30 protein-coding genes, 1 tRNA gene and 6 pseudogenes are annotated in these 26,439 nt (G+C 56.5%); 27 read left to right on the top strand and 10 right to left on the bottom strand.

Annotated features, from left to right (window positions below):
* Positions 1 to 6: 6 nt before the first annotated feature.
* Positions 7 to 900 carry a DMT family transporter gene (locus CKW25_RS11725; RefSeq protein WP_095079337.1) on the bottom strand — a complete coding sequence of 298 codons (894 nt, stop codon included), beginning with the start codon at positions 898 to 900 and terminating at the stop codon, positions 7 to 9.
* Between the two features lie 132 nt (positions 901 to 1,032).
* On the opposite strand from CKW25_RS11725, the gene CKW25_RS11720 reads away from it, so the two are divergent.
* Both CKW25_RS11720 and CKW25_RS11715 read left to right on the top strand, forming a co-directional pair.
* Complete coding sequence (locus CKW25_RS11720) at positions 1,033 to 1,470, top strand: Lrp/AsnC family transcriptional regulator (protein ID WP_095079335.1); 438 nt, start codon at positions 1,033 to 1,035, stop codon at positions 1,468 to 1,470.
* 57 nt (positions 1,471 to 1,527) lie between these two features.
* Entirely contained in the window at positions 1,528 to 1,857 is a 330-nt protein-coding gene (locus tag CKW25_RS11715) for a YceK/YidQ family lipoprotein (RefSeq protein ID WP_095079334.1), read from the top strand.
* A 62-nt stretch (positions 1,858 to 1,919) separates the two neighbouring features.
* On the opposite strand, the gene CKW25_RS11710 is transcribed toward CKW25_RS11715, so the two are convergent.
* A complete protein-coding gene (locus CKW25_RS11710) occupies positions 1,920 to 2,591 on the bottom strand; it encodes a Bax inhibitor-1/YccA family protein (RefSeq protein WP_095079332.1) in 672 nt (223 codons plus the stop codon).
* Between the two features lie 124 nt (positions 2,592 to 2,715).
* On the opposite strand from CKW25_RS11710, the gene CKW25_RS11705 reads away from it, so the two are divergent.
* The 7 genes and pseudogenes from CKW25_RS11705 to CKW25_RS27395 form a co-directional block, all read left to right on the top strand.
* A tRNA-Ser gene (locus tag CKW25_RS11705) sits at positions 2,716 to 2,803 on the top strand.
* Between the two features lie 217 nt (positions 2,804 to 3,020).
* Positions 3,021 to 3,167 carry a hypothetical protein gene (locus tag CKW25_RS26665; RefSeq protein ID WP_172736487.1) on the top strand — a complete coding sequence of 49 codons (147 nt, stop codon included), beginning with the start codon at positions 3,021 to 3,023 and terminating at the stop codon, positions 3,165 to 3,167.
* A gap of 20 nt (positions 3,168 to 3,187) precedes the next feature.
* Positions 3,188 to 4,300, top strand: a complete 1,113-nt coding sequence (locus tag CKW25_RS11700; protein WP_095079330.1) for a hypothetical protein — start codon at positions 3,188 to 3,190, stop codon at positions 4,298 to 4,300.
* A gap of 269 nt (positions 4,301 to 4,569) precedes the next feature.
* Entirely contained in the window at positions 4,570 to 5,667 is a 1,098-nt protein-coding gene (locus tag CKW25_RS11695; RefSeq protein ID WP_095079329.1) for a hypothetical protein, read from the top strand.
* A 57-nt stretch (positions 5,668 to 5,724) separates the two neighbouring features.
* Entirely contained in the window at positions 5,725 to 6,147 is a 423-nt protein-coding gene (locus CKW25_RS11690) for an N-acetyltransferase (RefSeq protein WP_095079327.1), read from the top strand.
* Positions 6,148 to 6,296: 149 nt separating this feature from the next.
* On the top strand, positions 6,297 to 7,271 hold the full coding sequence (locus tag CKW25_RS11685; protein ID WP_095079326.1) for a DUF2971 domain-containing protein: 975 nt from the start codon (positions 6,297 to 6,299) through the stop codon (positions 7,269 to 7,271).
* Positions 7,272 to 7,290: 19 nt separating this feature from the next.
* Positions 7,291 to 7,446: pseudogene (locus CKW25_RS27395) on the top strand (DUF159 family protein); the annotation flags it as partial.
* Here CKW25_RS27395 and CKW25_RS11675 read toward each other — a convergent pair.
* The 3 pseudogenes from CKW25_RS11675 to CKW25_RS27020 form a co-directional block, all read right to left on the bottom strand.
* Positions 7,445 to 7,921 (bottom strand): annotated as a pseudogene (locus tag CKW25_RS11675) (DNA adenine methylase); the annotation flags it as partial. The pseudogenes CKW25_RS27395 and CKW25_RS11675 overlap by 2 nt on opposite strands.
* A gap of 202 nt (positions 7,922 to 8,123) precedes the next feature.
* Positions 8,124 to 8,960: pseudogene (locus CKW25_RS11670) on the bottom strand (phage late control D family protein); the annotation flags it as partial.
* A 97-nt stretch (positions 8,961 to 9,057) separates the two neighbouring features.
* Positions 9,058 to 9,609: pseudogene (locus CKW25_RS27020) on the bottom strand (tyrosine-type recombinase/integrase); the annotation flags it as partial.
* Positions 9,610 to 10,177: 568 nt separating this feature from the next.
* Here CKW25_RS27020 and CKW25_RS11660 point away from each other — a divergent pair.
* The 8 genes and pseudogenes from CKW25_RS11660 to CKW25_RS11615 form a co-directional block, all read left to right on the top strand.
* Positions 10,178 to 10,900, top strand: a pseudogene (locus CKW25_RS11660) (DNA cytosine methyltransferase); the annotation flags it as partial.
* 272 nt (positions 10,901 to 11,172) lie between these two features.
* The gene (locus CKW25_RS11650) at positions 11,173 to 11,769 is read left to right on the top strand and encodes a hypothetical protein (RefSeq protein WP_095079323.1); all 597 of its coding nucleotides are present in this window, start codon (positions 11,173 to 11,175) and stop codon (positions 11,767 to 11,769) included.
* Positions 11,766 to 12,002, top strand: a complete 237-nt coding sequence (locus CKW25_RS11645) for a hypothetical protein (protein ID WP_095079322.1) — start codon at positions 11,766 to 11,768, stop codon at positions 12,000 to 12,002. The genes CKW25_RS11650 and CKW25_RS11645 overlap by 4 nt, the downstream gene beginning before the upstream one ends.
* A 494-nt stretch (positions 12,003 to 12,496) precedes the next feature.
* Positions 12,497 to 13,111 (top strand): annotated as a pseudogene (locus CKW25_RS11635) (tyrosine-type recombinase/integrase); the annotation flags it as partial.
* Between the two features lie 534 nt (positions 13,112 to 13,645).
* Positions 13,646 to 14,392, top strand: a complete 747-nt coding sequence (locus CKW25_RS11630; RefSeq protein WP_095079321.1) for a hypothetical protein — start codon at positions 13,646 to 13,648, stop codon at positions 14,390 to 14,392.
* A 265-nt stretch (positions 14,393 to 14,657) separates the two neighbouring features.
* Positions 14,658 to 15,503, top strand: coding sequence for a lipopolysaccharide kinase InaA family protein (locus CKW25_RS11625; RefSeq protein ID WP_256577962.1), 846 nt, complete (start codon positions 14,658 to 14,660; stop codon positions 15,501 to 15,503).
* A gap of 70 nt (positions 15,504 to 15,573) precedes the next feature.
* Positions 15,574 to 16,287, top strand: coding sequence for an SOS response-associated peptidase family protein (locus CKW25_RS11620; RefSeq protein WP_095079320.1), 714 nt, complete (start codon positions 15,574 to 15,576; stop codon positions 16,285 to 16,287).
* 122 nt (positions 16,288 to 16,409) lie between these two features.
* The gene (locus CKW25_RS11615; protein WP_095079319.1) at positions 16,410 to 16,616 is read left to right on the top strand and encodes a hypothetical protein; all 207 of its coding nucleotides are present in this window, start codon (positions 16,410 to 16,412) and stop codon (positions 16,614 to 16,616) included.
* A gap of 50 nt (positions 16,617 to 16,666) precedes the next feature.
* On the opposite strand, the gene CKW25_RS11610 is transcribed toward CKW25_RS11615, so the two are convergent.
* Positions 16,667 to 16,858, bottom strand: a complete 192-nt coding sequence (locus CKW25_RS11610) for an SPOR domain-containing protein (protein WP_095079318.1) — start codon at positions 16,856 to 16,858, stop codon at positions 16,667 to 16,669.
* A 301-nt stretch (positions 16,859 to 17,159) separates the two neighbouring features.
* On the opposite strand from CKW25_RS11610, the gene CKW25_RS11600 reads away from it, so the two are divergent.
* On the top strand, positions 17,160 to 17,588 hold the full coding sequence (locus tag CKW25_RS11600) for a GNAT family N-acetyltransferase (RefSeq protein ID WP_095079316.1): 429 nt from the start codon (positions 17,160 to 17,162) through the stop codon (positions 17,586 to 17,588).
* 28 nt (positions 17,589 to 17,616) lie between these two features.
* Here CKW25_RS11600 and CKW25_RS11595 read toward each other — a convergent pair whose 3' ends face one another.
* Positions 17,617 to 17,955: a hypothetical protein gene (locus CKW25_RS11595; RefSeq protein ID WP_095079315.1), complete on the bottom strand. Its 339-nt coding sequence runs from the start codon at positions 17,953 to 17,955 to the stop codon at positions 17,617 to 17,619.
* 169 nt (positions 17,956 to 18,124) lie between these two features.
* On the opposite strand from CKW25_RS11595, the gene CKW25_RS11590 reads away from it, so the two are divergent.
* The 9 genes from CKW25_RS11590 to CKW25_RS11550 all read left to right on the top strand — a co-directional run bounded on the left by CKW25_RS11590 (position 18,125) and on the right by CKW25_RS11550 (position 23,019).
* Positions 18,125 to 18,373 (top strand): hypothetical protein, encoded by a 249-nt coding sequence (locus CKW25_RS11590; protein ID WP_095079314.1) that lies wholly within the window; start codon positions 18,125 to 18,127, stop codon positions 18,371 to 18,373.
* A 59-nt stretch (positions 18,374 to 18,432) separates the two neighbouring features.
* Positions 18,433 to 18,762 (top strand): DUF6388 family protein, encoded by a 330-nt coding sequence (locus CKW25_RS11585; RefSeq protein ID WP_095079313.1) that lies wholly within the window; start codon positions 18,433 to 18,435, stop codon positions 18,760 to 18,762.
* 3 nt (positions 18,763 to 18,765) lie between these two features.
* Positions 18,766 to 19,470, top strand: coding sequence for a YoaK family protein (locus CKW25_RS11580; RefSeq protein WP_095079312.1), 705 nt, complete (start codon positions 18,766 to 18,768; stop codon positions 19,468 to 19,470).
* 65 nt (positions 19,471 to 19,535) lie between these two features.
* The gene (gene tusD, locus CKW25_RS11575) at positions 19,536 to 19,928 is read left to right on the top strand and encodes a sulfurtransferase complex subunit TusD (protein WP_095079311.1); all 393 of its coding nucleotides are present in this window, start codon (positions 19,536 to 19,538) and stop codon (positions 19,926 to 19,928) included.
* Positions 19,929 to 19,931: 3 nt separating this feature from the next.
* The gene (tusC, locus tag CKW25_RS11570; protein ID WP_095079310.1) at positions 19,932 to 20,294 is read left to right on the top strand and encodes a sulfurtransferase complex subunit TusC; all 363 of its coding nucleotides are present in this window, start codon (positions 19,932 to 19,934) and stop codon (positions 20,292 to 20,294) included.
* Positions 20,294 to 20,593, top strand: coding sequence for a sulfurtransferase complex subunit TusB (tusB, locus tag CKW25_RS11565; protein ID WP_095079309.1), 300 nt, complete (start codon positions 20,294 to 20,296; stop codon positions 20,591 to 20,593). The genes tusC and tusB overlap by 1 nt, the downstream gene beginning before the upstream one ends.
* Complete coding sequence (locus CKW25_RS11560; RefSeq protein WP_095079308.1) at positions 20,590 to 20,925, top strand: TusE/DsrC/DsvC family sulfur relay protein; 336 nt, start codon at positions 20,590 to 20,592, stop codon at positions 20,923 to 20,925. The genes tusB and CKW25_RS11560 overlap by 4 nt, the downstream gene beginning before the upstream one ends.
* Positions 20,922 to 21,923: a glycosyl transferase family protein gene (locus tag CKW25_RS11555; RefSeq protein WP_095079307.1), complete on the top strand. Its 1,002-nt coding sequence runs from the start codon at positions 20,922 to 20,924 to the stop codon at positions 21,921 to 21,923. Before CKW25_RS11560 ends, CKW25_RS11555 begins: the two co-directional genes overlap by 4 nt.
* 88 nt (positions 21,924 to 22,011) lie before the next feature.
* On the top strand, positions 22,012 to 23,019 hold the full coding sequence (locus CKW25_RS11550) for a glutathione S-transferase family protein (protein ID WP_095079306.1): 1,008 nt from the start codon (positions 22,012 to 22,014) through the stop codon (positions 23,017 to 23,019).
* 221 nt (positions 23,020 to 23,240) lie between these two features.
* On the opposite strand, the gene CKW25_RS11545 is transcribed toward CKW25_RS11550, so the two are convergent.
* The 3 genes from CKW25_RS11545 to CKW25_RS11535 form a co-directional block, all read right to left on the bottom strand.
* Positions 23,241 to 23,717: an Lrp/AsnC family transcriptional regulator gene (locus CKW25_RS11545; protein ID WP_095079305.1), complete on the bottom strand. Its 477-nt coding sequence runs from the start codon at positions 23,715 to 23,717 to the stop codon at positions 23,241 to 23,243.
* Between the two features lie 502 nt (positions 23,718 to 24,219).
* Positions 24,220 to 25,140: a branched-chain amino acid transaminase gene (locus CKW25_RS11540; protein WP_095079304.1), complete on the bottom strand. Its 921-nt coding sequence runs from the start codon at positions 25,138 to 25,140 to the stop codon at positions 24,220 to 24,222.
* Positions 25,141 to 25,207: 67 nt separating this feature from the next.
* Entirely contained in the window at positions 25,208 to 26,098 is an 891-nt protein-coding gene (locus tag CKW25_RS11535; protein ID WP_218192551.1) for an HpcH/HpaI aldolase/citrate lyase family protein, read from the bottom strand.
* Positions 26,099 to 26,439: the final 341 nt, after the last annotated feature.

Raw genomic sequence — 26,439 nt, 5'->3', positions numbered from 1 at the left:
GCCCGGTCATTGCGTCACGGCCTTGCGCACCCCATTGCCCCAGCCCTGTTGCATGCCAGCAGCGGCCAGCAGAATCGCGATCACGCCAATCCATTGCATCAGCTCAAGTCGATGACCGAAGGCCAGCCAGTCGACGAAGATCGCCGCGATCGGGTAAATAAACGACAGGGCACCGGTCATTGCAGTCGGCAGCTTTTGAATCGCCCCGTACAGCAGTACGTACATCACCCCCGTGTGGACGATACCCAGGGTCAACAGGCTGGCCCAGGCGCCGGGCTGTTGTGGCAATGCGGACAAGTTGGCCCACGGCGCCAGCAAGAGCACGCCGGTGCAGACCTGAATCAGCGCAATCAAATGGGGCGGCGTGCCAGTCAGGCGCTTGATGATCAGCGCAGCAAAGGCGTACAGCAGCGCGGCCCCCAGTGCCAGGCCAATCCCCAACAGGTACTCGCTCCCACTTTCGCCCTGCTCGCCATGGGCGCTGACAATCGCCAGCATCCCGAGAAACGAAATCCCCAGCCAGAACAGCTTTTGCGCGGTGATTTTCTCGCCGAGGAACAGCGCCGCCAACCCCACCAGCATGAACGGCTGCACGTTGTAGACCGCCGTGCCGATGGCAATCGACGCCCTGGAATAGGAGGCAAACAACAACACCCAGTTACCGACAATGGCCACTCCGCTGAGCACGGCGAGCAAGAAGGTGGTACGGCTGAGAATACCGGGGCGCAAAAAGCCGAACCCTGCGCAAATCAGCAGCAAGGTTCCCGCGCCGAACACGCAGCGCCAGAACACCACGTCCAGCACAGGCTGGCCGGAAACCAGCACGAACCATCCGATGGTTCCGGAAATCAGCATGGCGGCGGTCATTTCCAGCGTGCCGCGACGTAAGGTGTTATCCATGATCAGGCTCCTCGAGGTGAGCCCAAAGTATGCCAATCCTCCCTGGCCACTCTCCATGGCCAAATGCAGGCTAAACTGTAAATTCACCTTTATTACCAAGGCAGATACGCGTATTTGCCTAACGGGGCGGGTATGACTGACGACATTGACCAACTGCTGATCGCGGCCCTCATGGAAGACTCACGGCGCTCGCTCAAGGCCCTGGCACAGATCAGCGGCCTGTCGTCACCCAGCGTCGCCGAGCGCCTGCGCCGGCTTGAAGAACGTGGTGTGCTCAAGGGCTACACCGTCGAGATCGACCCCAAGTGTTTTGGTTATCAGCTGCAGGCGATCGTGCGCATCCGCCCGCTGCCCGGGCAGTTGCAGAATGTCGAACGGCAAATCCAGGCCATTGCCGAGTTCACCGAATGCGACAAGGTCACCGGCGATGACTGCTTCATCGCACGCTTGCACGTGCGCTCGATGGAACAGCTGGACACCCTGCTCGACCGCCTGAACAGCTACGCCGAGACCAACACCGCCATCGTCAAGAAGACACCGGTCAAGCGCCGGCTGCCGCCGATGGCCTGAGTGCTGTTTTGACGCAAAGCGGATAGATTGGGGGTTTTCCGGCGAAGGATTGACGGTATGAAAACACAAGCAATGGCCCTGACAGCATTGCTGCTCGCAGGATGCGGCACCCTTCAGACGGTTGTACGCAGCGACGAGGCGGCAGCAAAGAGCCTCAAGGAGCAGAAAAGTTACTGTGGGGCCGTGCCACGTATCTACAGCGGCGTCACCTACGACTTCTGTACCCTGTACGCCCCCCTGAGGGAAGGCGTCGACGAGCAAAAACACGACAACGGCACGATTATCGTATTGATAGACGCGCTCATCTCCGGTGTTCTGGACACCGCGCTGCTGCCCTACACCGTCTACCGGCAACAGGCTGACGGCAGCATCATCGTGACCGAGTGACCGCCCCCGAATCAGAGAAAAAAAAACCCGCCGAAGCGGGTTTTCTGGTTCAAGGACGGCGATCAGTCATCGCGGCTCATGATGCCGAACAGCTGCAACAAGCTGATGAACAGGTTGTAGATCGACACATACAGGCTGATGGTCGCCATGATGTAGTTACGCTCGCCGCCATGAATGATGGCGCTGGTCTGGAACAGGATGCAGACCGAAGAAAACAGCACGAAGCCCGCGCTGATTGCCAGTTGCAGCCCGCTGATCTGGAAGAAGAAGCTCGCCAGCGTTGCCCCCAGCAGCACGAAGAAGCCAGCGGTAATGAAACCACCGAGGAAGCTCATGTCCTTGCGGGTGATCAGCACATAGGCCGACAGGCCACCGAATACCAGCGCGGTCATGGCAAACGCGGAACTGACAACTTCAGCGCCACCCTGCATCCCCAGGTAGCGATTGAGAATCGGGCCGAGCAGGAAGCCCATGAAACCGGTCAGGGCGAACGCCGACACCAGGCCCCAGGCCGAATCACGAAGCTTGTTGGTCAGGAAGAACAGGCCATAGAAGCCGATCAGCACCACGAAAATGTTCGGGTAGCCAACGCGCATCTGCTGCGCGACGTAGGCCATGACACCGCTGAATGCCAGCGTCAGGGCGAGTAAGCCATAAGTGTTGCGCAGGACGCGGCTAACTTCTAGCTGCTCGGCCTGCACGCTGTTGTTGACTGCGTAATCCTGTTCGCGCATGGCGACACTCCTGTAGGTTTGAAACGTTCAGTGGCAAAGATCATAGCAGACGCCCTGTAACAAGCGATGCAGAGAGTTTGACAGTGTGTTTCATTCAGGTATTATGGCGCCCGCAACGCAATACGGAGGTGTGGCCGAGTGGTTTAAGGCAACGGTCTTGAAAACCGTCGACTGTAACAGGTCCATGAGTTCGAATCCCATCGCCTCCGCCATCTTTATACGACAAAGCCCTGATTTTTCAGGGCTTTGTCGTTTCTGGAGTTTGGTTTCGGAATGCAGCGCTGATGCAATCGTTTCCGCATCTTTTTGCCTATTTCCGCAACTCTCGCTCAGAAATCATTTGAAGCAACTGGCTTCACCTCCATCTCCCTGCTGCCTCACCGACTTCAAACGCCCCTGCTACGCTGACCTCATTACCGAGGTTTCGCGATGCCAAACTCTGACCTGCTCCCTTCCCTGCTCTTCAAGATCAACGAAAATCAACTCGCCCTCGAAGCCGCCATTATGGAGCTGTCAAATTGGGTCGAGCAACGCGGCTCGGCTGAGGTCGCCGACAACGTGCGCGCGCCGGAGTAACGGCCAAAGAGGAGCGACAGATGAACAAGCAGCAGGTACCGCCCGGCCATCCGGGAGAAATGGTTATGACTTATGTTGAGATTGACGATGCGGGTACGCCAACAGGGAATCGGCTGTCGTTCACCGGGGTCGAGTTTCGTCCGCTTGGCTATTCAGACCTCGTCGATCAGCGACTGGGTAATACCATCACCATTCCGCTGAATTGGCAGAACTCCAAGGTAGTCGAAAGTACTGTCTCCGGAATCGATATCGATAGTGTTGCCTCTGGCAACGCCACTCTGCGGAGCGTCTATTCGTCCAGGACGATCGGCTTGGTGAAAGGGGGCTGGCTACCATCTGGCCTCGCAATTCAGGGGGGAATGGTCATCCTGCCGGACCGGTGCACGGTCAGCGAGTTGAATCGTCGGTTTCGCAGTGGGACGAAGACGAAGGAGGAGGATAGGGACTTTCTCGACATGTTTGCTGAGCGGGATGTTCGCATCAATCCGTTGTTGTTTGCGCTGGAGGGAAACCTCAGAGCTGAACCGTCAGCAGAAGTCGTTGAACAACAGCTTGAAGAAGCTTATGCAAAGGTTCGGGCTGCGTTGCCACAGGCCAAACTTGTGCCTGAAGGCAAGAGTGGTCTGCAGGGCGTTGTCGGTATCATTCAGGACACGAGCTTAGCCCTAGAGCGTAAGCAGGAGTTCCTGATGCACTTGGCGCCCAAGCTTCAGGCACCAGTCAGCGCTCAAAGGAAAGCGCTACTCTGGGACGAGATTCTTGGCGCTTCAGAGAAATTCGGAATACCCAGGCAGTCGCTTGTTGTACTTGCCGCGCTCAGCGCTATTGCGGTTCCCAATGGGCGTAGTCCTGCCAAGCGCATGCTGAAGTTGACAGCCAATTACACAGTGGCGGATGCCTACAACGCGCTGGCAGATCTTCGCTCATTGGAGCTGCTGATGTGCCTGTTTGCACTGTACCCCAATGAAAAGTTGATGCTTTGTACCGGCGACAGGGATTTGGCGCTTTTCTGGGCAGGCATCCAAGCGTACGAATTCACATGGTGCAATGGATTCGCGAGCTTCAAGATGTCCCCCGTAGACGCTTTGTTACCGGATGTGAGTCCAGCGCAGATGGCCACCTTTCTGGACTGAAATAAGGAGAGTTGCTTGAGAGCTAATCCCTTCACTCAGCCCACCATTGTCGCTGCAGTCGAGTCTCAGCCCAGGCATTCCAGTACAGCAAGCTCAGGAAACGACGTCAGTCTGCGCCACTGACAAAGGCAATCCTAACGATTTCCAATATTAACTCTCTCGATAGTCCTCTTTCGCCCGAAAGAACCCGGACCGACCCTTTTAGCTCGTCGGCGTGGTGTGGAAGCTACTGTATGATCCGGTAACTTTTAGGAGTTTGGGGGAGAGCAATGGGGCAGGCTAAATCACGAGGAACAAGAGAAGAGCGCGTACAGGGAGCATTAGAACGCGAAAAGGAGGCAGAGCGTGATGCTGCTGGGCGTCGGCGAGCCGTCGGTGAGCAAATATCAGAGTTCAACAAGCTGTATAAGACGAAGGTTTGCCTCGCACCTCAAGAAGATCATGAAGGGCCAATCGTCTCAGCGCACACCCTTTCACTCGAAGCATTTCTGAGACCGATCTCAAGAGAGGGTCGCGTTTACGCTATACAGAAGAGCATAAGTAACGATCGATCTAAATTTCCTTTGAGTCTGGAGCTCCAAGGTCTGAGAGACGTGTCAGTCTTCAATGGCTTTTGCCGCACACATGATCGCGATCTATTTGCGTGTGTAGAGACACGACCATTCGACTTCAACCCTGAACAACTTTTCATGCTTGCATACAGAGCTGTAGCTCGCGAAAGCTACCTCAAGCGTAAACAGCATGAGTCCTTTCCTTCGCTCGAAAAGTTTGCTGCAATGCATGGAATCAAAGAAGAATTACAACTGACAGAACTGGCGGAGCAGTACCTTACAGCAATTCTCGACGGAGCATCAGAAATTGAAACGCTGAAGAGTAAACTGGATGAGCTATTGATCGCTAAGGACTGGGGAAAACTTGTGTCTCGTGCATTAATCTTCCCTGAACCACCATCGGTAGTAGCATCTTTTGCTGTCCAGCCATCTGCTGACCTGAACGGAAATCGACTTCAGAATATGGCAGACAGGACTGTCGAACTGTCCCATGTAATGGTTTCGGTCATTCCTCTCAAAGCCGGTAGCGCGGCAATTTTTTCATGGCTAGATACAGCCAATGACGCTCCGCTGCGTCTTTTTGAATCATTGGCCCATTCAGGAGCTCCCACAAAAGCTGTCATACACGCAGCGCTCGATCTTAGTGAAAACGTTGCACTTTCTCCTGAATGGTATGAGTCGCTAGAACCCACGACCAAAAATTACATTAAGTCCCGAATATTTAATCTCTCTCAGGACGAAATCTACGCCATTCGCGGCAACCCATTGGCACGCTCACCAGATCTTGGAGACTGGGGAGAGCCGATTCACTTTTAGAATCAGCGGCCAGGCTCTCTGAGTTACATATAACCCGCGAAATGAACGGAAGGAAGCATGCTTAAGTTGGTTGAGATTGGGGCGTTTATAGAGCTGAAGAATGAGATTCTTTGCGAACGCCTTTTGCAAGGTCAAAACTCCAAGACTCGCCAGTTCACTGCTGTGCTTGAAGATGTGGAGATAGGCCTACTTATATACGAAGATTGGGGACGCCCCGAGGGCTTTATTTATGAAATTTTTGTCCTTCGCGACACTCGGAAATGTGGTGTTGGGACTTGGATTCTTTCTCAAGCTGAACTGTTCGCAGCCCAGCTTGGCCACACGAGCGTCAGATTGACTGCAAGATCTCTTTTTCAAGACGAACTAAGTGACGAAGACCTGATCGCATGGTATGAAAGTAAAGGCTATGTCCGAAGTACTGCTGAAAGAGGTGTGTTAGAGAAATGCCTCTTGCATCGAAATGACAGCGCCGTAGATTAAGGATCAAGCTAGGTTCCAGCAATCCTAACGATGGTCAATTTAGATATGCATTCGGGCGATTGTAGTCTAGAAGCGGCGTCCCACCAAAGGTGATCCTCCGCGTCTCAAAATATCGCTATAGTCTAAGCGAATTAATGCAGAATTAGAAAATGACAGAAGAATTAGAAGGTCAATTGAATACGGCTCGAAATATATTTTTCGGAGTATTAAAAGGTATCGACGCCAGTGTAAAAATAAAGCTGCCGACTCATGTCTATCATTACACCTCTTGGGACAGCTTTTGCTCAATGATAGAGACAAATTCAGTGCGATTGCATACGACCAGTAATTTTACAGACTCTTTAGAGCGAAAACATATTTTCTCTATCGAAAATCGTATCAGCGGAACAATTACAGACAAGGAAACCGGGGAAAACCATGATCTCGCAGCCATTATAAACAACGAACTTTCCAGCCATCACGTTTTCATTCAATCAAATACAACTTCAGACAAAAACGCTTACTTATGGAGAAATTACGGCGACCAAGGAAAAGGAATATGCCTATGCTTCTCCACAAAGCAATACCTAGATCTTTTAAACGAGACACTAACCGATTTTGAGCTGCTTCCAGACTACTTAAAATGTTGCTATGTATCTTACAACAATGAATGGGCTGATCGTTTCATGGAGATGATCTTTCCCGCAATCCAACAAGCCAATGCTCAACTTGGAAATGCAGGCTACTTGGTCTGGTTCTTTTTTCTTGAGTACTGGAGGAACTTCATTAAGGTATCTGACCCATACGAAGCAGAGTCCGAGGTACGATTTGTCGTATCTGATAACTATTCGATATTTCTACAAATGTGCAGCCTGCTGGCAAAGTGGGGGCATTTCACTACATGCCAACCAATTGAGTTATCAGAAGCCTTTAATAAGCAGTATATCGAGAGAAAAAACCAAATCCATACAAAGCTATCGCTTTCAGAAAATAATAAATCCAAGTTTGTATCTATACCATTAGATAAAATATTGCATTCTGTAACCATTGGACCAAATGCATCATTCACGAAAAGTGAAATTAGCATCCAGACGAATGGAAAAATAAAAAAATCCAGAATTAACAAATCCTTTGTAATGTTATAGCGATAGACCACGAAGCCCCGCCCGACTCCATCAGCAAGGCAATCTGCTGCAAGCAGACATAGTGCGCTGGGGATGACTGCCTCATCGAGCCAAGGATCGGGCAGCTCCGATCAATGCTCGCGCGGAGAAAGAAGCCCACGGTCCGTGTTTTCGCGCTATCTGGTCGCATCTGGCCAGGGTAGGTGTTCGACGTAAGTGCCAGATAGGCGCTGCCAGGCGGCCGAGAGATTTTCCTCGATCCGCAGCAGGTTAATTGCAGGGCCCGTGGTCGCGGTACCGAAGGTCTGCCCGGTGACCTTGCCGGCAAAGGCATGGTGCTGCAGGTAGAAGAATCGGGCGGCGCGCTGGATGTCGGTGAGAGTTTCTGGGCGGGTCATCTTCTACCACTCGAACACCTGGCGCGAGCTGAGCGCCCACTTGAACTGGCGCACAAACTCTTCGAGGTGGTTCTGCACGACGCGATACAACGTCACCAAGTCGCCGTTGATGTCGTTGAGCACTTCAACCGGCGCGACCTGGGGCCGCATGAAGTACAGCGCGGCGCCGCCGGCAAAGACCTCGACGTAGCATTCGTGCGGAGGGAACAGCGGAATGAGGCGATCGGCCAGGCGGCGTTTGCCGCCCATCCAAGGGATGATGGGTGAAGACATAGATAGCAAGACCTTTACTGTATAAATAAACAGGTGCTAGGCTCGCTCCGCTTTGTGCACAGAGCAGGAGCCTTGGCGGGACTTGCAGGGATCATCTGCGGGGACGGCGGCCAGGCGGGATGTTGACGCATCCAGTCTGGCCGCTCCTTTTATTTCGAATTTGAAATCTGTTTAAGCTGGGACGACTCACATGCCTGGGTAATCAAACCGGCACGTCGAGCACCACATTCGGCGGCTTGCCCGAGGCCTTGGCCTTGCCCTCCTTGCCGCCGTTGCACTCCACCGACACCGTCCACCCGGACGGAGTGAAGGTGTGATCGACCGACTCTGCCAAGTACTCACCATCGAGCCCGCGCTTGAAGCCCTGCGCTTCAATCATGCATTCGGAAAACAGATCAGTACGTCCGGGGAGGTCGAGGCGCACCGAGGCGGTGGATCGGTTGAACGCGGCCAGGCGGGCCTTCGCCGCTTCGTCGGCAGCGGTTTTGTCCGGGTAGAGATGGCGGTCGGTGTGCACCGGCGGCATACCTTCCGGCACATTGGGGTTGTCCAGGTACGAAATCTGTAATTCCCCGCTGGCCGGGTCCTGGTACTGGGTGCTCACGCCCTGGTGCGTACTGCGGTCGCTCAAACGAAACTGCCAGCGGGTCACGTCACTGCGCTGCAGGATGATGACCGCCAGGGCCTTGCCACTTGCGCTCTGCCCACCCTGTCGCGGCAGCACCAACAGCTTGCCGTCGGCCACCTTGGCGGTGCAGTCGTGCTTTTTGGCCAGGCGGGTGATGAAGTTGAAGTCCGACTCATTGAGCTGATCCATGCGCGGCACGCGGGTGTCGACCGGGCAGGATGACGGCCAGCCATTGCGCGCTGCGACATCGCCGACGATCTGCGCCAGGCTGACGTCCTCCCAGTTGCCGCTGCGGGTGGTTTTGCCGCTGCCACGCATATCGCTGGCCTTGCCACTGATCACCAGCGTGTCCGGTGGGCCGGAAACTGCCACCTCGTCCACGGTGTAGCGGCCCACCCGGCCCGCCGGTTGGGGTGGCCGTAGAGCCCAAGGCAACCAGCAGCTTTTCCCGCGCCATGTCGGCCGAACAGCTCAGGTCATTGAGGCAGGTGGAAGGCGCCAATTTGCGCAGGTCGTGACTGGTCCACTCGCCTGCCCCGAACCGGGAAAAAATGTTGAAGGCCTGGCTGCGTGACATCGGTCGCCCCGCACGTGACGTCGCCGGAAACAGGTAGGCCCCGTCGTAACCATCGGCCAGTTGTCGATCTCGGTAGCGCTCAAGATAGGCCACCACTTGCGTGGTCAATGGCAACAGGTGGTCGCGCTTGGATTTGGTGTCATCGGCCGGAATGAACCACTCCCCCGCGTCCAGGTGAACGTTCTTCCACTTGGCCAGACGGCTTTCGGTGATCCGTGTGGCATGGGTCAGCATCAACACCAGCAGCGTCACGGCCGCCGGATCCTCGGCGAACGCTTCACCCCATTCGGCCAGCAGATCCACCACGGCTACGTGTCGCAAGCGCGCGCCCTTGGGCTTGATTTTGGCCTTGGTGAAGTGACTGAACGACACCCCGAGCAGTGGATTCACGGTGATCTTTTTCAGCGTCAAGGCGGCGCCGAACACTACCTTCAGTACGTCCAACACGGACTTGACGTAGGACAGGCTGTACTCGGCCTGCATGTGCCAGATCAGGTGTCGGTCCAAGGTATCGGCATTGAGTTTGCACAAGGGCAGGTCACTCAGCGCGGGCAGGAGCTGGCAGCGGATAGCTGACAACGACGATCCCCGGCGACTTTTGGACAAGCTGTTATCGGTCTTCAGGCGCGCGGCGTACCATTCCAGCACTTGGCCAACCCGCTCCCAGCCATCCACCGTGGCCGCCGCCGTCGGATCCGCCAACAACCGGGCCTGCACCACTGGCAAGCTGTCGAGCATGACCCGCGCCGGCACATCGGGCCAGTTGGCCGCCTTTTTCCATTTAGCGCCTTTGTCGAAACGCACCAGGTGCCAACTGCCTTTGTTGCGATCGTGACGGTAACGAAAGCGCAGCGGGTGTCGCGGATCCTTCAGCTCGGTAATGCTCGGATCGTTGGCATGCTGTTTAATCGCGGCATCGGACAGTTTTACAGTCAAGGTTTTCAAAGGAGCGGTCATTGCTCATCGCCCTTTTTTGCTAAGCAAGTCGACCACTTCAAATGTCGATGGCCACATCCAAGCGCCGTAGCGCTCGGCCACCCACCATGGCGGCCGGCAAGACTTCGAAAGTGAGACATTCTTTGTGGCGCCGACGCTCGCCGGCGGCGGACGCAAGTCCGGCGGGTACAGCCTTGATGACATCCCTATCACCGCACCCGCACTTCGAGCTCAGTCGCAAAGCAGCCATCGCGCCGACTCGGAAGCGTTCATCGTGGCAGGGACGCTTAACGCCAACGGAAAGGCAGCCGGGAGCGCAACTCAGCAGGATGCAGAATCCGGCCTACTGGTGGTGCATGGAACGCAAGATCCCGGGGTCAGCAACTCAACGGCCTTCGCGCTCGGCCGCAACAACGGTCAGGAAAACGCAGTGCTAGCCTTCTCCTGCAAGGATCACGGTGCAGATGCTGGAGCGATGTCGCCAACGCTTCGAGCCATGAACCATTCGGGCAGTCACGCCAACGCTGGCGGCCAGGTGGCAGTGTGCATCACCGGTGACATCACCCATACGCTTAAGGTCGATGGCTTCGACGGCAGTGAGGACGGAACCGGGCGAGTCCAACCAATCACCCCGGGCGGTTCCGGTGTTCGGCGCTTGCTTCCCCTCGAGTGCGAACGCCTTCAGGGTATGCCCGACGACTACACACTGATCCCTTGGCGCGGCAAGCCAGCCAGCGAATGCCCGGATGGCCCGCGCTACAAGGCGATCGGGAACAGCAAGGCGGTCACCGTCGTGCGTTGGATTGGGATTCGAATTCTTCGACGGCTCGAAGCATGATCAGAGCTTGACGAAATATTCCAGTTTTTCGCCCATGTATTTGGCAATCGCTTCTGCCTGATCAAGGCTTACTCCAGGCTCAAGCTCAAAGCCATAGGTGCCATATGTTAAGGGGCTTTTGGTGGGCCCCTGCTCAATGCATATCCAGTACTGACCATCGTTAATGCTTCTTGACGGCAAAAAAAGGTCTCACATGCATTTTCATAAATAGCACTCCTCAACCAAACCTCGCGAAACTAACTGTAGCCCTGATTAAGGCTGGAGGTATCCCCATGCCCACAGAAAACAAACCGACCGAGCCGATTCCGAGCTTGGCAACCGGTCACGATCTCGACGCAGCGACCTGGACCGACTTCGTGGCGCGTCTGCGCTATGACTGCAACGGACCCCGGGTCCGGGATCACAGCACCGCGGCGGCCATCTTCATCGTGGAGCAGCGGCGCATCGTTTGTGGTCTGGACATGGACTACACCGAGCAACGCCTGGTGTATTTCCACAGCGGCGAGAGCGAATGCTTCAGCCAGAAAGAGTACTGGGGCCAGTGTGATCGGCCTGAAAAGGCCAGACTGAACAAGGCTATGCAGCTCTGGTCGGAATGCCAGTTCATGAAAGCCAGTGAAGATGATCAGTGGCGCGTCCTTGGCGAGCTGGAAGATCACACCGTCACCGGCTGGCAGGAAGAGTGGGTCTATGTGAATGCTCACCTGACCTACGCCGCGGCTGAAGCCTTCATCCAGCGCAAGAAACACGACTATCGTCGCGGTCTGCGCATCTACGTCGACAGTCAGTATTACTGCTGGGAATTCGAGGCCATCAAGGAAGCGATCCTCGACGGCACACTGACCTACACGCCGAAGGTTGCCGCATGAGCCGCTTCATCGCGGTTTTCCACTACTGGTTCGTCGATAGCAAAGGCTTTACCGTTCAAGAGTACGACGGCGACCGCCAGCGCGCCGACGAGCAGGCCGCCAAGTATCTGCGGGATACCGCAGGCGCCTTCAATCGCGGCGACTACACACTGGTCGAGATAGACGACATCGAGCACCTGCCCCGGCGCCTGACCTGGCGCGAACGGATCACCGGCAAGCTCGAACAGCAGTAACTCCCTCCCCCTTCAAAGTCATCTACCTGCTCAAGGGTAACTGGCACGACGCCGATCCTGAAGAAGACCCGGGCAGTCCGATGATAGATCTGCGGCTTTCTTGCGGAACGATCCTGACCAGGTGCGAGCGACGCTCACAGCCTTTCACCTATCACTGGGAATTCGGCGCTATCGACTTCACCAGCAAGGACTTCGGCGCTGACGTCATCGAGTGGCAAGAGTCGCCACCGCCACCCGCCGCAATGCCCTAACCCCTCTCCTACCTACCAGCCTGCCGGTGAACGGCGGGCGAGGAATTCTACATGCTCGACTTTCTTAAAAAACCCTTTCGACGCAAGCCCGCTTTAAAACCTGCGGCACCAACAGCAGCCACCCGGTCGACCAGCAGCTTCGCCGTGTCTTCATCCCAGCCGTCGAGAAGCGATCCGCCGGCAGCTCTGCTCAACCCACTGAATCCTCTCAGCCCGCTGAGTCCAATTAGCCCTTTGAATCAGGTCACCGATAAAGAGAACCCCGCCTCTGGAGTACGCAAGAACAAGGAAACCCCTCGCGATTTTTACGCCGACACGGGCATCTGGAACGCAGTTTACGGGGCGGCGTCTTCTGAATTGAAGGATGCCATGGACTTAGCCTATTTCACTGCTCAGCGCCCTGCTGACGTTCTGTCTATGCGCGCCACGGATGTAATCGACGGTTTCCTGCAAGTTGCCCAGGGAAAGACTTCGAAGAAGTTGCGCATCCGCCTCGACGCTGGGGAAATAATCAACGGCTTAGGTGAACTGATTCAAAGATTGCTCGAGCAACGAAAAGCGCGCGCCGTCCGGAATCCGTACCTGATTGTCACCGAAGATGGTCGACGGGTAACTGCGGCGATGCTTCGTCTGAGATTCGACGACGCACGCAATGTTGCATTTGTTAAAGCACTGGAAGGCGAAGACCCAGCACTTGCAGCGAGCATCCGGCAATTCCAGTTCAGGGACATCCGGCCAAAGGCGGCGAGCGAAATCGACGATCTGGGACATGCCAGCCGCCTACTCGGACATACCGACAAGCGCATCACCGAAACGGTTTATCGGCGTGTGGGAGAGATAGTAAAGCCCACCCGATAATCCCGCAAAATAGGCCAAATTCGTTTCCGCAAGTAAAGTGTCGCCCCTTGATTTTAGCGGCCTGCAGAGCAGCGAAAAACACTTACTTGCGGAAACGAACTCAATCTAACCTATTGAAATATAACGTTTAATCTTCGGACTTGAAAACCGTCGACTGTAACAGGTCCATGAGTTCGAATCCCATCGCCTCCGCCATATTTGTACGTTAGAGCCCTGATCATTCAGGGCTTTTTCGTTTCTGGGGTTTGTACTTCCTTACCAGCCCCACTGATCGCTTGCGTATCTTTTCGGCTATTTTCACACCCCCGCTCGAAAATCCGGCAGGCCCCAGCGCGTCTTTCGCCCCCCCCTTCTTTGACTTCCTGCCAACCGCCCCAATCCTCGAATCAAACCTGACAAGAACGAGCCAACAAGGGCCAAAAGCCACCCTCCTGGCCGGCCCTTCTCGACAAGCGATCCAGCTCTTGAAAAAAACCGACTATCGTTGTATTTGATCGGTCCACGACGGACCGGCGGCACGCTCATGGAGTTCTGATGAATAGGACCAATTTTGCTGCTGTTGTCACGACCTTCCTCGCGGGAACCACACCGACACTCTCAAGTGCCGCACCTCCAACCGACCCTCTCCTTGTATTCGGCGTTCTGGGAAGCTACAGCGAGCTCGAATTCAAAGGCCCTGCAAACACTGACATCGATCGAATGCCGGAAGGAGGATTGTTTCTCAACTATGGCAACAAAATGACTGCTCGGACCGGTCTTGTTTATCATGGCGAAATCAGCGGGCAGTACTCTGAAAAGGATGGTCAGAGAGTGAAGGATGGCCAGTTCGACCTGGACTTCGGCTGGAGGGTTGCGCTGGATGAACGCAATTTTATCGATGTTCTCCTGGGCGGAGGATACAAGTGGAATCGCTTCGATCCGGGCTATAACAAGTACGACATCGATCTCACCAGCCGCACACCGTTTCTTAAAGCGGCTGCTGGCTACAACCATCAGTTCAGCCAGACAACCCTGCGCCTTGAGGTGGGCGTTCGAAAGATCATGAATGGTGAATCAGAGCTCGAAATCCATGACGTCAACAACGAGACTTCCGACCTGAATGACACGACCAATCCTTTTGTCGAACTGAGCTATCTGTTCAATCAGCAAGGGGCGTACCCGCTTGTAGCCTCCCTCTACTACAACCGCTTCAAATATGAGCTGGATGGTCAATTCGAGGAGACCGATTATGACCAGCAGACCCGGGATGAGTACGGCGTCAAAATCGGTCTCGCGTTTTGATGGTGCCTTCAAGCCTTCAATGGCTGAAGCCCTTACCTGACCGAAACGACAAAAAGAATCGCTCATTAGCCCCGACAAAGGGGCTAAGGAGTCAATAGCCCGCTTATCAGGCCGTTTGCGTTCTCGAGGCTGCCCTCGGAACCAAAGGCGTTTCCGCACCTCCTATCGGTGTCCAGTCGCCCCGTCGCCCCATTGGGAAACTGTAAGACAAATGTGAAATTGTGTTAAATTTCACTGATTGCAATATGACATTACGGATGTGGCAGTGGCCATCAGCAAGCATCAGATTGACCGCAAATTCCCATGCACCATCAAGGATCTGCGCTCAACCATACACCTCGACCACACCCCCTCCACCAGCCTGTCCCAGGCACTGTTCGAGCTGATCAATCATCGACGCCACTCGAAAGTCAAAAGGCTGAGCGCTGCGGTCAGCAGTGCCGGGGCCTCTGTGTTTGCCAAAGCGCAAGCGCTGGATAACATCAAGTCCAGGATTCGAGTGACGCTGGGCAAGCCCAAGCGCAGCGGTGACTTTGACTGGCCTGTCGAAGAATTCCTGAACACGGTCGAAGCCAATGATCGCGGCGCGGATGTCGCCCCACTGATCGGCTACGGCTACAAGAAATCGCGCCTGGGGCTGATTGAAGAGTTTTTCATCATTACCCATATGCTCGAAGGCCACACCGATGGCCTCCAATGGCTTGAACGCAATCCGGCACAGATAGAACGCCTGATCAAGAAGTCCTTCGTCCTGTTGCGCTCCCTGAATGAGAGCCACATCACTCACATGGACTTCTGGGCTGCCAATCTCATGCTGTGTGAAAGCGGGGACCTGCCCGCCAAGGGCATCGACCTGGAGAACTGCTTTCACCGCAAACCCCACTACCGCAGCGAGACACTGGGGTTCCAGTTCGGCTTTTTCTATCACCGTGAGATTTACCGCTTTGTCACCGAAGCCCAATACGATGAATGGGTCGAAGAAGCACTCGGCCAATACGAAAACGTCGATCTGGAAAGCTTCAAGCGGTTTTACCAAGCCAGCAAGCACACGAAAATCGGGCGCAAGGAGCGTCGGCGCATTTTCCTTGAGGGCGTCCTGGATTTGAGCTGAGAGCGAGCATGCCGTTACATTTTCGCGGCCCCACTGGGCTAAGCTGAAAACTGGAACGGAGGGCTTTCCCATGTGCGGAAGACTTTCACAGTACCGGGGTATTCACGACTTCGTCGCGACGCTGAGCATGCCCAATGCCTTGGTCAACACCGCGGGTGACGAGGCTCTGGCGCACTACAACGTCGCCCCCACGACTCAGGTTGCGCTGCTGCACCTGGAAGGTGAGACCTTGCACGCCGATCGGGTGCGCTGGGGCTGGCAACCGCACTGGTCCAGGGAGCATTCCATCCCGGTCAACGCCAGGGTCGAGAAAGTCGCCCATGGTCCGTTCTTCCGGGAGATCTGGCCGCACCGCGCCATTGCCCCCATCGACAACTGGTTCGAATGGGTCTACGAAGGCGGCCCAAGCAAACAACCCTACCTGGTTCGCCGCCGCGACCGGGCACCGATTCTGTGCGCCGCTATCGGCCAGTACCCGGCCGGAGGCAGGGACCCGAAAACCGATGACGGTTTCGTGATCATCACCGCCGACAGCGTCGGGGGCATGATCGATCTGCATGACAGGCGTCCTGTGACCCTATCCCCCGAACTGGCTCGCGAATGGCTCAACCTGGCCATGCCCAAGGAGCTCGCCCACCAGATGCTGCTGCACCAGGGGGAGCCCGCCGAAGCCTTTGAATGGTTCAAGGTCGACAATGCCATCGGCAACGTCAGGAACCAGCAACCGGACCTGCTCACCCCCATCGGCAAAGTGTTGCGCGGGGATCGCAAGGGCAACGGTTGAAGGCACGGTTTCCCGACAAAGTGCATGGCCGGCGGCTGGCGATACAGGGCTTTGTCGACTAGGATTTTTGCGGTGCACAAGGACCCTGCCATATCCAAGCACATCTAGTCTGGGAGACGAAGATGAACCCGAATCAATCTGCCGAGCGGACCTATCGAATGTGGTCCAGCCCGATCCTGCTCGAACTCAAGGAGAGAGCTCACCAACTGGCCCCGGCCGACCGCCTGGCCCTTGAAAATGTGCTGGTGGAGCGAAGACTGCTCAATACCGGCAATCCCAACGGCGCGGATCGACGCAAGACCGTACCGCCGCAAAGCGCCAATCCTTGACCTGGGCCTTGACCCAAAGAGCCCGCCCTGCGCGGGCTCCCGGGTTCACCTCACTGGGTATTGGTCGCCCGCGAGGCACGGGGCTTATAAGCCGGTAATGATGCGGCGAATGCCAGGGCCTCCTCGCGAGAACTGAAAGAACCTAACCGGTCACGCTGGGTGCAGACCCGCCAGGGGCCGCCCTTGATGCTCACCAGCTCATAGCCGTTCATGTGCATTTTGCTCAGCATCGAATCACTCATAGCCACCTCCATTGAAGTCGATCAGCCCGACGTCAACTTACACCCGGATCCGCCCGAAGCGAGCGCCATTGGTCGAACCGCCCGCCACGGCCGCATGAAAGATCTTTCACTGTGCCTCCTGGGCCCTGCGCTTATAGTCATACGCGTCTCATTCAAGGAACATTTGGCCCACCCCTCCCGGCGGGTCTTTTTTTGCCCCTGGAAAAGCGCCAGGCCTGGTGCTGCAAAAATTGCCTTCATCACCGCGAGGTTCACAAGGTAATCTGCCCCACTCCCCCCCACCGACACCAGGACGTCGCCAATGACATTGCGCATTGAATTATCGTTGGAGCCCACGCCCGAAGAACGCCAGGCCATTCTCAACCCGCTGCGCGCCTATAACATCGCCAACGCCGGCGAAGGCCACTATCAGGAAATTGCCTTTCTGGTTCGGGATGAGCAGAGCAATGAAGTGCTCGGCGGGCTCTATGCCCGTCTGTTTTACCAGTGGATGTTTATCGATCTACTGTCCGTGCCCGAGCAGGCGCGTGGCCAGGGCTTGGGGGCCAGGTTGATGCAAATGGCCGAAGAGCAGGCACGGGAACTCCGATGCATCGGAATGTACCTCGACACCTTCGAATTCCAGGCGCCGGGGTTCTACAGGAAGATGGGGTTCAGCGAGGTTGGGCAAATAGCCGACTACCCGAGGGGCAGCAAACGCTTCTTCTTTCAGAAACGCCTGGATGGGTGAGGGGCAAGACGCCCGGCCCCTCGACGCGTCACAAACAGGTGGCCATCGCCGCGAGTCGGCGCTTGGCCACCCAGTTGTCTTCAAGGGCGTAGTACTTCAACGTGCCGCCTTGCACATCGATGAAGGACTCGGCCGAACGGGTGTAGACCGTGAAGCCGCCGGTTTCGCCGGGTTGCAGGTAACCGCTGGCATCCACGCCGAACACCGCCTCATCCTGCCAGGCGAACTGCACGCACTGGGCCACCACCAGATCAGCCTTGTTCGAGGCCAGCGTCTTGTAGGGGCTCTGGGAGCGAGCATCCTTCATGGTCGATCCCGCGCAACCGGCCAGCATCACACCGGCCAGCGCCACCATCAAAATCCGCATTGTGCTTCCTCAAGACTCGAAAAACGCAGACTGTATCACCGCCTGTCATTGACCCGAAACGACGCCGCTCTGCTTTACTGCAGATAGGACGCGACAGGCCGCACTAATGCGCGCACGCTATCGCGCCATAATCGGTGCCTCGCGCCGCCTACCCTGCTCTGGAAAGCCAATGACCCCCAATGCCGAGCTCTACAAACCGTCCACCGACTATGCTGACAAACTGATCAGCCAGATCGGCCAGACCCCTTCCTGGATTGCCAAGCGCATTGGCGTGACCGATAAACGCATTCGCTACATCCTCGACGGCGAACGCACCGTCAAAGGCGAAACCACACCGATCCAGATGACCTACACCGAGCAGTTTGCGCTGGAATGCCTGGCGGCAGAGGCCAAGGCCAACAAGAAGAAAACCTCCTGACGCGCGTCAAGGTAAACGCCAGCCAACCGCTCATACTTTCGTTTTGACCAGGATGATCCATGGCTCCGATCGAATCGCAACACGAACTCGCCCTGCAACGGTTTCTCAATGCACGTCCGGCACTGCGCGAGACCCTCGACAACCTCAACCCTCTGGCCGCCCAGGCCAAAGGCGAGACCATGGCCGAGTACCGCAATGAACGACTGCACGAAGCGTTCGAGGCCGAAGCCGAGCAACAGGGCCTGTTTGCCTGGGAGCTGACACTGCAATTGACCGCCGCCACACCGCAAGACTTCGCCGCCCAACGGCGGGAGGTGCACAAGGAAGTGGCGCAGATGGCCGGCATGGACTGGCTGGAGTACTGCGAACTGCATGGTCTCGAGCCCTGATCGATGCTGCCATCCTCCCCCCATCGCACCCCGACAAGCCGCCTTTTGCACACGCAGAAATGGCGTGGCCGGGTCGGACTCTGCCTGGTGGCCAGCCTGTCCGTGCTGGCAGGCATGACCGATGCCATAGGCTTCATGGCCACCGGCGACTTTGTGTCGTTCATGAGCGGCAATACCACGCGCCTCGCGGTGGCGATCAGTGACGGTGACTGGAGCATGACCCTGCGCCTGCTGGTACTGGTTGCCATGTTCGTCGTCGGCAATGCGCTGGGCGTGATCATCACCCGTATCGGCCGACGACACGCCCTGCCGCTGATGCTGAGCATCGCCTCGTTGTTGTGCGCAGCCGCGGCATGGCCATTCGAGGCGCGACTCCCGGCGCTGCTGGCCGCGATCATTGCCATGGGCATGCTCAATGCGGCAGTCGAACAGGTCAATGGCCTGCCCATCGGCCTGACCTACGTCACCGGCGCCCTGTCACGCTTCGGTCGCGGCCTGGGGCGCTGGCTGCTCGGCGAGCGGCGCGACGGTTGGCGAGTGCAACTGATCCCCTGGACCGGCATGTTTGCCGGTGCCGTGCTGGGCGCAATACTGGAGCACCTTTTCGGCCTGCACGCGCTGTACGCCAGCGGCCTGCTGGCGGCGGTGCTGGGGATCGTTGCGCTGAAGATTCCGCGCCGCTGGCAGCTGGGCTACATGCCGCGCTGAATCGCCCTTCGCCGCCCCGCCGATAAAGCATTATCATGGCCACAGATTTGTCGTCAGAGTTCGCCATGAAGTTCGCCATCGCGCTGTTTTCCGCCGCACACGCGCCCTCCTCGCGCCGCGCCCTGCTGTTTGCCCAGGCAGCACTGGCCGGCGGGCACGAGATCGTGCGACTGTTTTTTTATCAGGACGGCGTCTACAACGCCTCGAGCAACGTCGTCACGCCCCAGGACGAGCAGGACATCGCCGCGCAATGGCGCGCCTTCGTCAGCGACCATCAACTGGACGGCGTGGTGTGCATTGCCGCCGCCCTGAGGCGCGGGGTGCTGGATGAGGCTGAAGCCAAGCGTTACCAGCGCACCGCGATCAATGTCAGTGCGCCGTGGGAATTGTCCGGACTCGGCCAGTTGCACGATGCGGTGCAGGACGCCGACCGCCTGATCTGCTTTGGAGGGCCATGAAACATGCCTAAATCCCTGTTGATTATCAGCCGCCAGGCCCCCTGGTCCGGCCCGAGCGCCCGTGAAGCGCTGGACATCGTACTGGCCGGTGGCGCCTTCGATTTGCCGATCGGCCTGCTGTTTCTCGATGACGGTGTGTTCCAGCTGGCCACGCAGCAGAATGCCAAGGCCGTGCAGCAAAAAGACCTCAGCGCCAATCTGCAGGCCCTCGGCCTGTTTGGCATCGAAGACCTGTATGTGTGTGGCGACAGCGCCAGCGCGCGCGGCCTGACGCCGGGCGCCTTGAGCCTTGATCCGCTGAACGTACTGGCCGCCGGAGAGATCCCGGCCGTTATTGACCGTTATGACCAGGTTATTACCCTCTGATGTCGACTTTGCATGTGTTGTCTCACTCGCCGTTCACCGATAACCGGCTGACCAGCTGCCTGCGCCTCCTGGGTGCACAGGACGCCCTGTTGCTCAGCGGCGATGCGGTGTACGCCTTGCAACCCGGCACCGCGCCGTTCGGTGAACTTCAGGCCCGGCATGCCACCTTGCGCCTGTTTGTCCTGGAAGAAGACGTTCAGGCCCGCGGCTTGCACGTGCCCGAGTGGATCAAAAGCCTCGACTACCCGGCCTTCGTCGAACTGTCGATTCACTACGACAAGGTCAATAGCTGGTTATGAACTCACTGACCCTGGGGGCACGTCGCATCGAGCTGGACAAGGACGGCTACCTGGTTGACCTGGCTGACTGGTCGACGGAAGTCGCCACCGCCCTGGCCGCCGCCGAAGAACTTGAGCTGAGCCCCGAACACTGGGAAATCCTCGAGTTGCTGCGCGGCTTCTACCAGGAGTACCAGCTGTCGCCAGCCACCCGCCCGCTGATCAAGTACACCGCGCTCAAACTGGGCCCGGACAAGGGCAACAGCCTGCACCTGAACCGCTTGTTCAAAGGCACTCCCGCCAAACTCGCCGCCAAGCTGGCGGGCCTGCCCAAACCGACGAATTGTCTATGACCGATTTCGCCCCACTGATCACCGAAACACCCGCCGAACACCCGTTTGCACCGTTCGTGCGGATTCTCGGCAAAGGCAAGCGCGGCGCTCGCAGCCTGACCCGTGAAGAGGCTCGCCAAGCCATGGGTATGCTGCTCGACAAGAAAGTCGAAGACACCCAGCTGGGCGCATTCCTCATGTTGTTGCGGCACAAGGAAGAAAGCGCCGAAGAGCTGGCCGGCTTCACTGAAGCATTGCGCGAGCGCTTGCAGGCACCACCATTGGCGGTGGACCTGGACTGGCCGACCTATGCCGGCAAAAAGCGTCACCTGCCGTGGTACCTGCTGGCAGCCAAGTGCCTGGCGCAAAACGGCGTGCGCATCCTGATGCATGGCGGCGGCGCCCATACCGCCGGGCGCCTGTACAGCGAGCAACTGCTCGATCAACTCCACATCCCGTTGTGCCGTACCTGGCAACAAGTGGGCGCGGCGCTGGACCAAGGCAACCTCGCCTTCATGCCGCTGGGCGACTGGGCACCGCAACTGCAACGGATGATCGACCTGCGCAACACCCTGGGGCTGCGCTCGCCGATCCACTCCCTGGCGCGCATTCTCAACCCGCTGGGCGCGCGCTGTGGCCTGCAAAGCATCTTCCACCCCGGCTACCAGGGCGTACACCGCGATGCCAGTGGCTTACTGGGTGACAACGTGATCGTGATCAAGGGCGATGGCGGCGAAATCGAGATCAATCCAGATGCCGACAGCCACCTGTACGGCACCACCGGTGGCGAAAGCTGGGACGAAGAATGGCCGCAGCTGTCGGCGCAGCGCCACGTCAAACCGGCAACTCTCGATCCTGAGCACCTCAAAGCCGTGTGGCGGGGCGATGTGGAGGACAGCTACCCGCAACTGGCGCTGATTGCCACCATGGCCCTGGCCTTGCGCGGCCTCGGCACACCACGTGATGAAGCCTTCGCCAAGGCCCAGCAGTACTGGGAGGCCCGCGATAGATCGATTTAACCGATCATCAACGCCCAACCTTTGCGCTTTTATTTCGAAAGCATCGAAATAGACTGGACTCCAACGTTTAACAACCTTGGAGTTCGAGATGGGTTTGCTGATTGAAGGGCACTGGCGTGACCAGTGGTACGAAAGCAGCAAGGACGGTGCCTTCCAGCGCGAACAAGCGCAGCGCCGCCATTGGCTGACCGCTGACGGCAAGCCAGGCCCCAGCGGCGAAGGCGGCTTCCCCGCCCAAGCCGGGCGCTACCACCTCTACGTCTCGCTGGCTTGCCCCTGGGCCCACCGCACACTGATCCTGCGCAAGCTCAAAGGCCTGGAAACCCTGATCGATGTGTCGGTGGTCAGCTGGCTGATGCTGGAGAACGGCTGGACCTTCGACAAAGAGCTGGGTTCAACCGGCGACAAGCTCGACCACTTCGACTTCATGCACCAGCGCTACACCGCCGATGCCCGCGACTACACCGGTCGCGTCACCGTGCCCGTGCTGTGGGACAACCAGCAAAAGCGCATCGTCAGCAATGAATCGGCGGAGATCATCCGCATGTTCAACAGCGCGTTTGACGGAATGACCGGCAACGACCTGGACTTCTACCCGCAGCCGTTGCGCACGGCCATCGATGAGCTCAACGCGCGCATCTATCCCGCGGTAAACAACGGTGTGTACCGCGCAGGCTTTGCCACCTCTCAAGCGGCTTATGAGGAGGCCTTCGACGAGTTGTTTGCCGAACTGGACTGGCTGGAGGGGCTACTGGGCAATAAACGCTACCTGACCGGTGACTACCTGACCGAGGCCGATATTCGCCTGTTCACCACGCTGATTCGCTTCGACGCGGTGTACTACGGCCACTTCAAGTGCAACCTGCGGCGCATTGCTGACTACCCGAACCTGTCGAACTGGCTGCGCGAGCTGTATCAGTGGCCGGGGATTGCCGAGACCGTGGACTTTACCCACATCAAGCATCACTACTACGCCAGCCACAGGACTATCAATCCGACAGGTGTGGTGCCCAAAGGGCCGGAACAGGACTTCACCCTGCCCCATGATCGGCAGCGGTTGAGCGGAAAAGGGGTTTGGCGCAAGACCGAGGCTTGATACGACAATTGCCACGGGCTTTGAAGACCTCATCGCGGGTGGTCCCTATCGGTTCCTTGATTTGACACTCATTGATTGGGATCACTCGTTATGAGCGGCAATGCTCGGGGCGCTTGTCGGGGGATTTATGCTCTCTTGATAAACCTGTTGCCACTTTTGGCGAGCGCATCTGGGTTTTCAGATTTTCTTGCTGGCCAATGCACAATGGCGCTGCATGCTCTCTAGCCAACCATCAAATTCACAGGTGCTTTCACTTCCTTGACGACAAAGGCGGTGCACACATCCTTGACGCTGGGAAACCCATTGATATTCTTTCTGGCGAACTCACTGAATTCAGCCAGATCCTTTGCCAAGACTGTCAACTGATAATCATAAACACCCGATACACAATGACAGGCTATTACTTGCTCAAACGATGTAATGGATTCCTCGAAAGCGTCCATATGACGAGTGTCCTTTTGATCCAAGGCTACCTGTACAAAAGCAGTGATAGCGTACCCAAGCATCTCAGTGTTTATGTTTGCATGGTAGCCACGTACCAGGCCTACGTCCTCAAGCCTTTTAACCCGTCGCCAGCAGGGTGATGCACTCAGTGACACCACCTCAGCAAGCTCCGCACTCGAAAGCTTCGCATTTTTCTGGAGCGCAGCCAAAATGCGGCGATCCGTCGCGTCTATCTTTACCTTTGGAGTGACCATTTCAAAAACCCCATAAATACAGAACTCACATTCCATATCCTCTTAATAGAGTTTTGGATTCTAGCACACGTTTTTTTCCGGAAAATTGAAGTATCTATCCAACCGTTTGCCTGCTGCTTTGGGTTGGGACCCCGCTACCTTGATGCAACCCCACAAGGGACTCTGGAGGCGACACCGTTACTCACCTAATCGTACAATAAAAATCAATACCAACAGTAACAAGGGCGGATTGAACAGCGTCTTGATCAAGGCAGTACGACCCTTTATCGCACACAATAAATCCAGCTTATTCGCTAGCACCGTAAAACGACATTCATGTTTATTGTTTTTCATCTACGCCCCCCATGACTCTCCAGGCTTTGGGCAGGTTCGCACCTGGCTTTACAAACTGCCTACGACCCGGCCTTTGGTTGAAAGATTTCGAAGACACCCAGCTAAACCAGACATAAGAAGGGGGGAGCGGCACCATCAATGACGCGACGACCATAACCCCACACAACTATCAAACATAAGTCAACCAATGAGCATACGTTTGATTAGTACCCTGTGCTGCGGAGAAGTAGACCTCCTGAAGCTGCTGAGTCACAGGGCCTCGCGAGCCCGCGCCGATTGTCCGGCCATCGAGCTCGCGAATAGGTGTTACTTCAGCAGCCGTACCTGTAAAAAACGCCTCATCGCAGCAATATAGTTCATCGCGAGTGATTCGTTTCTCCCTCACTTCGAAACCCAGGCCTTGAGCGATTACCATCACCGAATCACGTGTTATACCATCAAGGCAGGACGCCAGGTCGGGGGTGTATATAACCCCGTCGCGAACCATGAATATATTCTCGCCGGCACCTTCACTTACATACCCTTCAGTATCCAGCAATAGCGCCTCATCAAACCCAAGCGAAGTAACCTCTCGGCTTGCCAAGATAGAATTTATGTAATAGCCACATGCTTTTGCACGCACCATGGAAACATTGACATGATGGCGGGTGAAGGACGAGGTTTTTACTCGAATACCATTTACCATGCCCTCCTCCCCCAGGTAAGAACCCATGGGCCATGCAGCTATTGCAACATGAATGGTATTGTTCTTTGCCGCGATACTCAGAAAGTCCGAACCGATCCAGACCAAAGGACGCAGATAGCAAGAGTCGTACTTGTTTGCACGAATGACGGCCACACACGCATCACGAATAGTCTCCTCATCAAACGGAATTTCCAACTGAAAAATCCTCGCTGAGTTGAAGAGACGACGAATATGCTCTTTCAGGCGAAAAATAGCCGGGCCTCGCGCAGTTTCGTATGCGCGCATGCCCTCGAACACACCCATGCCGTAATGAAGCGTATGGGTCAAAACATGAGTATTGGCCTCACGCCATTCCACCAACTCTCCATCTTTCCAGATTTTCCCATCACGATCTGACATCGACATTTACAACCGCCCATATAGAAAGTTAAACAACATTATTCGACGAGGCTACGCGATGATCACTCAGGTATTATCTTTTCAAGTCAAGAGCAGCCAAGGCGTCTGTCGCCCCCTTGGCCAACCATCCCGTATCAGAATGAAGTGCGATAAAGGTCACGCCTTTCTCCCTGTATTGGCGGGCTTCCTCCACAGAAGTTGCGAAGATACCTACTGCCTTCGAGTGCTTGCGAGCAGCTGCCAAGACGCTCTCTACCGCTGCCTTGACATCATCGTGCCGGGTCTGCCCCAACAACCCCATGCTGGCTGACAAGTCAGCTGTGCCGATAAACAGGCAGTCAACACCCTCGACTTCAGCTATAGCGTCGACGTTCTCTAGCCCTTCCACTGACTCGATCAGGACAATCGCACAAGCGTGGCTATTTGCAGATTTGACATAGCGGCTGTCCAACCCATAACTCCCCGCCCTGACCATTCCCGCGACGCCCCTCACACCCCTTTGCTCAGGTTGTGGGAATAACATCGATGCCACTGCGGCTTGCGCGTCAGCCGCACTATTAATGTTCGGGAAGACAATGGTCTGAGCCCCGCAATCCATGGCCCGCTTGACCAAAGAAGGATCGTTGGCGGTTACTCGCACGGCACCGGCGGCTTTTGCCCCATTAAAGGCAGCGGCATCAATGGCTCTAAGTTGAGCTGCAATATCCTGGGTATCGCTTGGGCCGTGCTCGCCGTCGATGACCAACCAATCAAAACCGCAATGAGCAATCAACTCGGCGACCGCAGGGCTAGCGAGCGTCAGCCAGCAGCCAACGGTTGGTTTAGCGCTTTTTAAACTGTGCTTGATGGGATTTATGAAACGCACGGCAGGTCTCCTGGCATCGTTGTGCGGCAGTATTCGATGGCTCATGTTAAGCAGGTGCCAGGGGTATTTTTTGCGCATTTTCATTAACAGAAACGACATGCAACAGAACGTTCATGCCACTTTTCCTGCATATGCGGAAGCTTCATGCCGATGTCAGTGAACTCCAGTGAAATTCCACCGAAATGGATTGCACGCTCAATCAGACAGAGACGTTTAAAACCCACGCCCACATTTGATGGGTGTCGTCCGCAAATCCCCTGTGGGAACGGGCTTGAACTGCCCTGATGATTTTTGACACCTCAATCGGGCGCTATGAGACGCCCACATCCGAGGTGCCTGGATATGCAGAAATCTGATTCGAGGGAGTTCAAACTCAAGGCTGCCAAGCATCACCGGACGTCGGGAGCCTCTGCGCGCGCGCACCCTGGTGTGGAGGCCTT

The organism is Pseudomonas sp. Irchel s3h17, assembly GCF_900187505.1.
In the GTDB taxonomy this organism is placed as follows: Bacteria; Pseudomonadota; Gammaproteobacteria; order Pseudomonadales; family Pseudomonadaceae; genus Aquipseudomonas.
The sequence above is the reverse complement of the archived record's forward strand: the minus strand, read 5'-3'. Positions and strand labels throughout refer to the sequence as shown.

What these genes read in the sequence shown, in the direction of transcription:
- CKW25_RS11645 (WP_095079322.1), top strand. Translation starts at nt 11,766, where the DNA reads ATGAGCCGCTTCATCGCGGTTTTCCACTACTGGTTCGTCGATAGCAAA.
- CKW25_RS11690 (WP_095079327.1), top strand. Translation starts at nt 5,725, where the DNA reads ATGCTTAAGTTGGTTGAGATTGGGGCGTTTATAGAGCTGAAGAATGAG.
- CKW25_RS11710 (WP_095079332.1), bottom strand. Translation starts at nt 2,591, where the DNA reads ATGCGCGAACAGGATTACGCAGTCAACAACAGCGTGCAGGCCGAGCAG.
- CKW25_RS26665 (WP_172736487.1), top strand. Translation starts at nt 3,021, where the DNA reads ATGCCAAACTCTGACCTGCTCCCTTCCCTGCTCTTCAAGATCAACGAA.
- tusB (WP_095079309.1), top strand. Translation starts at nt 20,294, where the DNA reads ATGTCGACTTTGCATGTGTTGTCTCACTCGCCGTTCACCGATAACCGG.
- CKW25_RS11560 (WP_095079308.1), top strand. Translation starts at nt 20,590, where the DNA reads ATGAACTCACTGACCCTGGGGGCACGTCGCATCGAGCTGGACAAGGAC.
- CKW25_RS11700 (WP_095079330.1), top strand. Translation starts at nt 3,188, where the DNA reads ATGAACAAGCAGCAGGTACCGCCCGGCCATCCGGGAGAAATGGTTATG.
- tusC (WP_095079310.1), top strand. Translation starts at nt 19,932, where the DNA reads ATGCCTAAATCCCTGTTGATTATCAGCCGCCAGGCCCCCTGGTCCGGC.
- CKW25_RS11695 (WP_095079329.1), top strand. Translation starts at nt 4,570, where the DNA reads ATGGGGCAGGCTAAATCACGAGGAACAAGAGAAGAGCGCGTACAGGGA.
- CKW25_RS11630 (WP_095079321.1), top strand. Translation starts at nt 13,646, where the DNA reads ATGAATAGGACCAATTTTGCTGCTGTTGTCACGACCTTCCTCGCGGGA.
- CKW25_RS11580 (WP_095079312.1), top strand. Translation starts at nt 18,766, where the DNA reads ATGCTGCCATCCTCCCCCCATCGCACCCCGACAAGCCGCCTTTTGCAC.
- CKW25_RS11550 (WP_095079306.1), top strand. Translation starts at nt 22,012, where the DNA reads ATGGGTTTGCTGATTGAAGGGCACTGGCGTGACCAGTGGTACGAAAGC.
- CKW25_RS11615 (WP_095079319.1), top strand. Translation starts at nt 16,410, where the DNA reads ATGAACCCGAATCAATCTGCCGAGCGGACCTATCGAATGTGGTCCAGC.
- tusD (WP_095079311.1), top strand. Translation starts at nt 19,536, where the DNA reads ATGAAGTTCGCCATCGCGCTGTTTTCCGCCGCACACGCGCCCTCCTCG.
- CKW25_RS11535 (WP_218192551.1), bottom strand. Translation starts at nt 26,098, where the DNA reads ATGTCGTTTCTGTTAATGAAAATGCGCAAAAAATACCCCTGGCACCTG.
- CKW25_RS11650 (WP_095079323.1), top strand. Translation starts at nt 11,173, where the DNA reads ATGCCCACAGAAAACAAACCGACCGAGCCGATTCCGAGCTTGGCAACC.
- CKW25_RS11585 (WP_095079313.1), top strand. Translation starts at nt 18,433, where the DNA reads ATGGCTCCGATCGAATCGCAACACGAACTCGCCCTGCAACGGTTTCTC.
- CKW25_RS11715 (WP_095079334.1), top strand. Translation starts at nt 1,528, where the DNA reads ATGAAAACACAAGCAATGGCCCTGACAGCATTGCTGCTCGCAGGATGC.
- CKW25_RS11720 (WP_095079335.1), top strand. Translation starts at nt 1,033, where the DNA reads ATGACTGACGACATTGACCAACTGCTGATCGCGGCCCTCATGGAAGAC.
- CKW25_RS11725 (WP_095079337.1), bottom strand. Translation starts at nt 900, where the DNA reads ATGGATAACACCTTACGTCGCGGCACGCTGGAAATGACCGCCGCCATG.
- CKW25_RS11545 (WP_095079305.1), bottom strand. Translation starts at nt 23,717, where the DNA reads ATGGTCACTCCAAAGGTAAAGATAGACGCGACGGATCGCCGCATTTTG.
- CKW25_RS11600 (WP_095079316.1), top strand. Translation starts at nt 17,160, where the DNA reads ATGACATTGCGCATTGAATTATCGTTGGAGCCCACGCCCGAAGAACGC.
- CKW25_RS11610 (WP_095079318.1), bottom strand. Translation starts at nt 16,858, where the DNA reads ATGAGTGATTCGATGCTGAGCAAAATGCACATGAACGGCTATGAGCTG.
- CKW25_RS11590 (WP_095079314.1), top strand. Translation starts at nt 18,125, where the DNA reads ATGACCCCCAATGCCGAGCTCTACAAACCGTCCACCGACTATGCTGAC.
- CKW25_RS11685 (WP_095079326.1), top strand. Translation starts at nt 6,297, where the DNA reads ATGACAGAAGAATTAGAAGGTCAATTGAATACGGCTCGAAATATATTT.
- CKW25_RS11555 (WP_095079307.1), top strand. Translation starts at nt 20,922, where the DNA reads ATGACCGATTTCGCCCCACTGATCACCGAAACACCCGCCGAACACCCG.
- CKW25_RS11540 (WP_095079304.1), bottom strand. Translation starts at nt 25,140, where the DNA reads ATGTCGATGTCAGATCGTGATGGGAAAATCTGGAAAGATGGAGAGTTG.
- CKW25_RS11595 (WP_095079315.1), bottom strand. Translation starts at nt 17,955, where the DNA reads ATGCGGATTTTGATGGTGGCGCTGGCCGGTGTGATGCTGGCCGGTTGC.
- CKW25_RS11620 (WP_095079320.1), top strand. Translation starts at nt 15,574, where the DNA reads ATGTGCGGAAGACTTTCACAGTACCGGGGTATTCACGACTTCGTCGCG.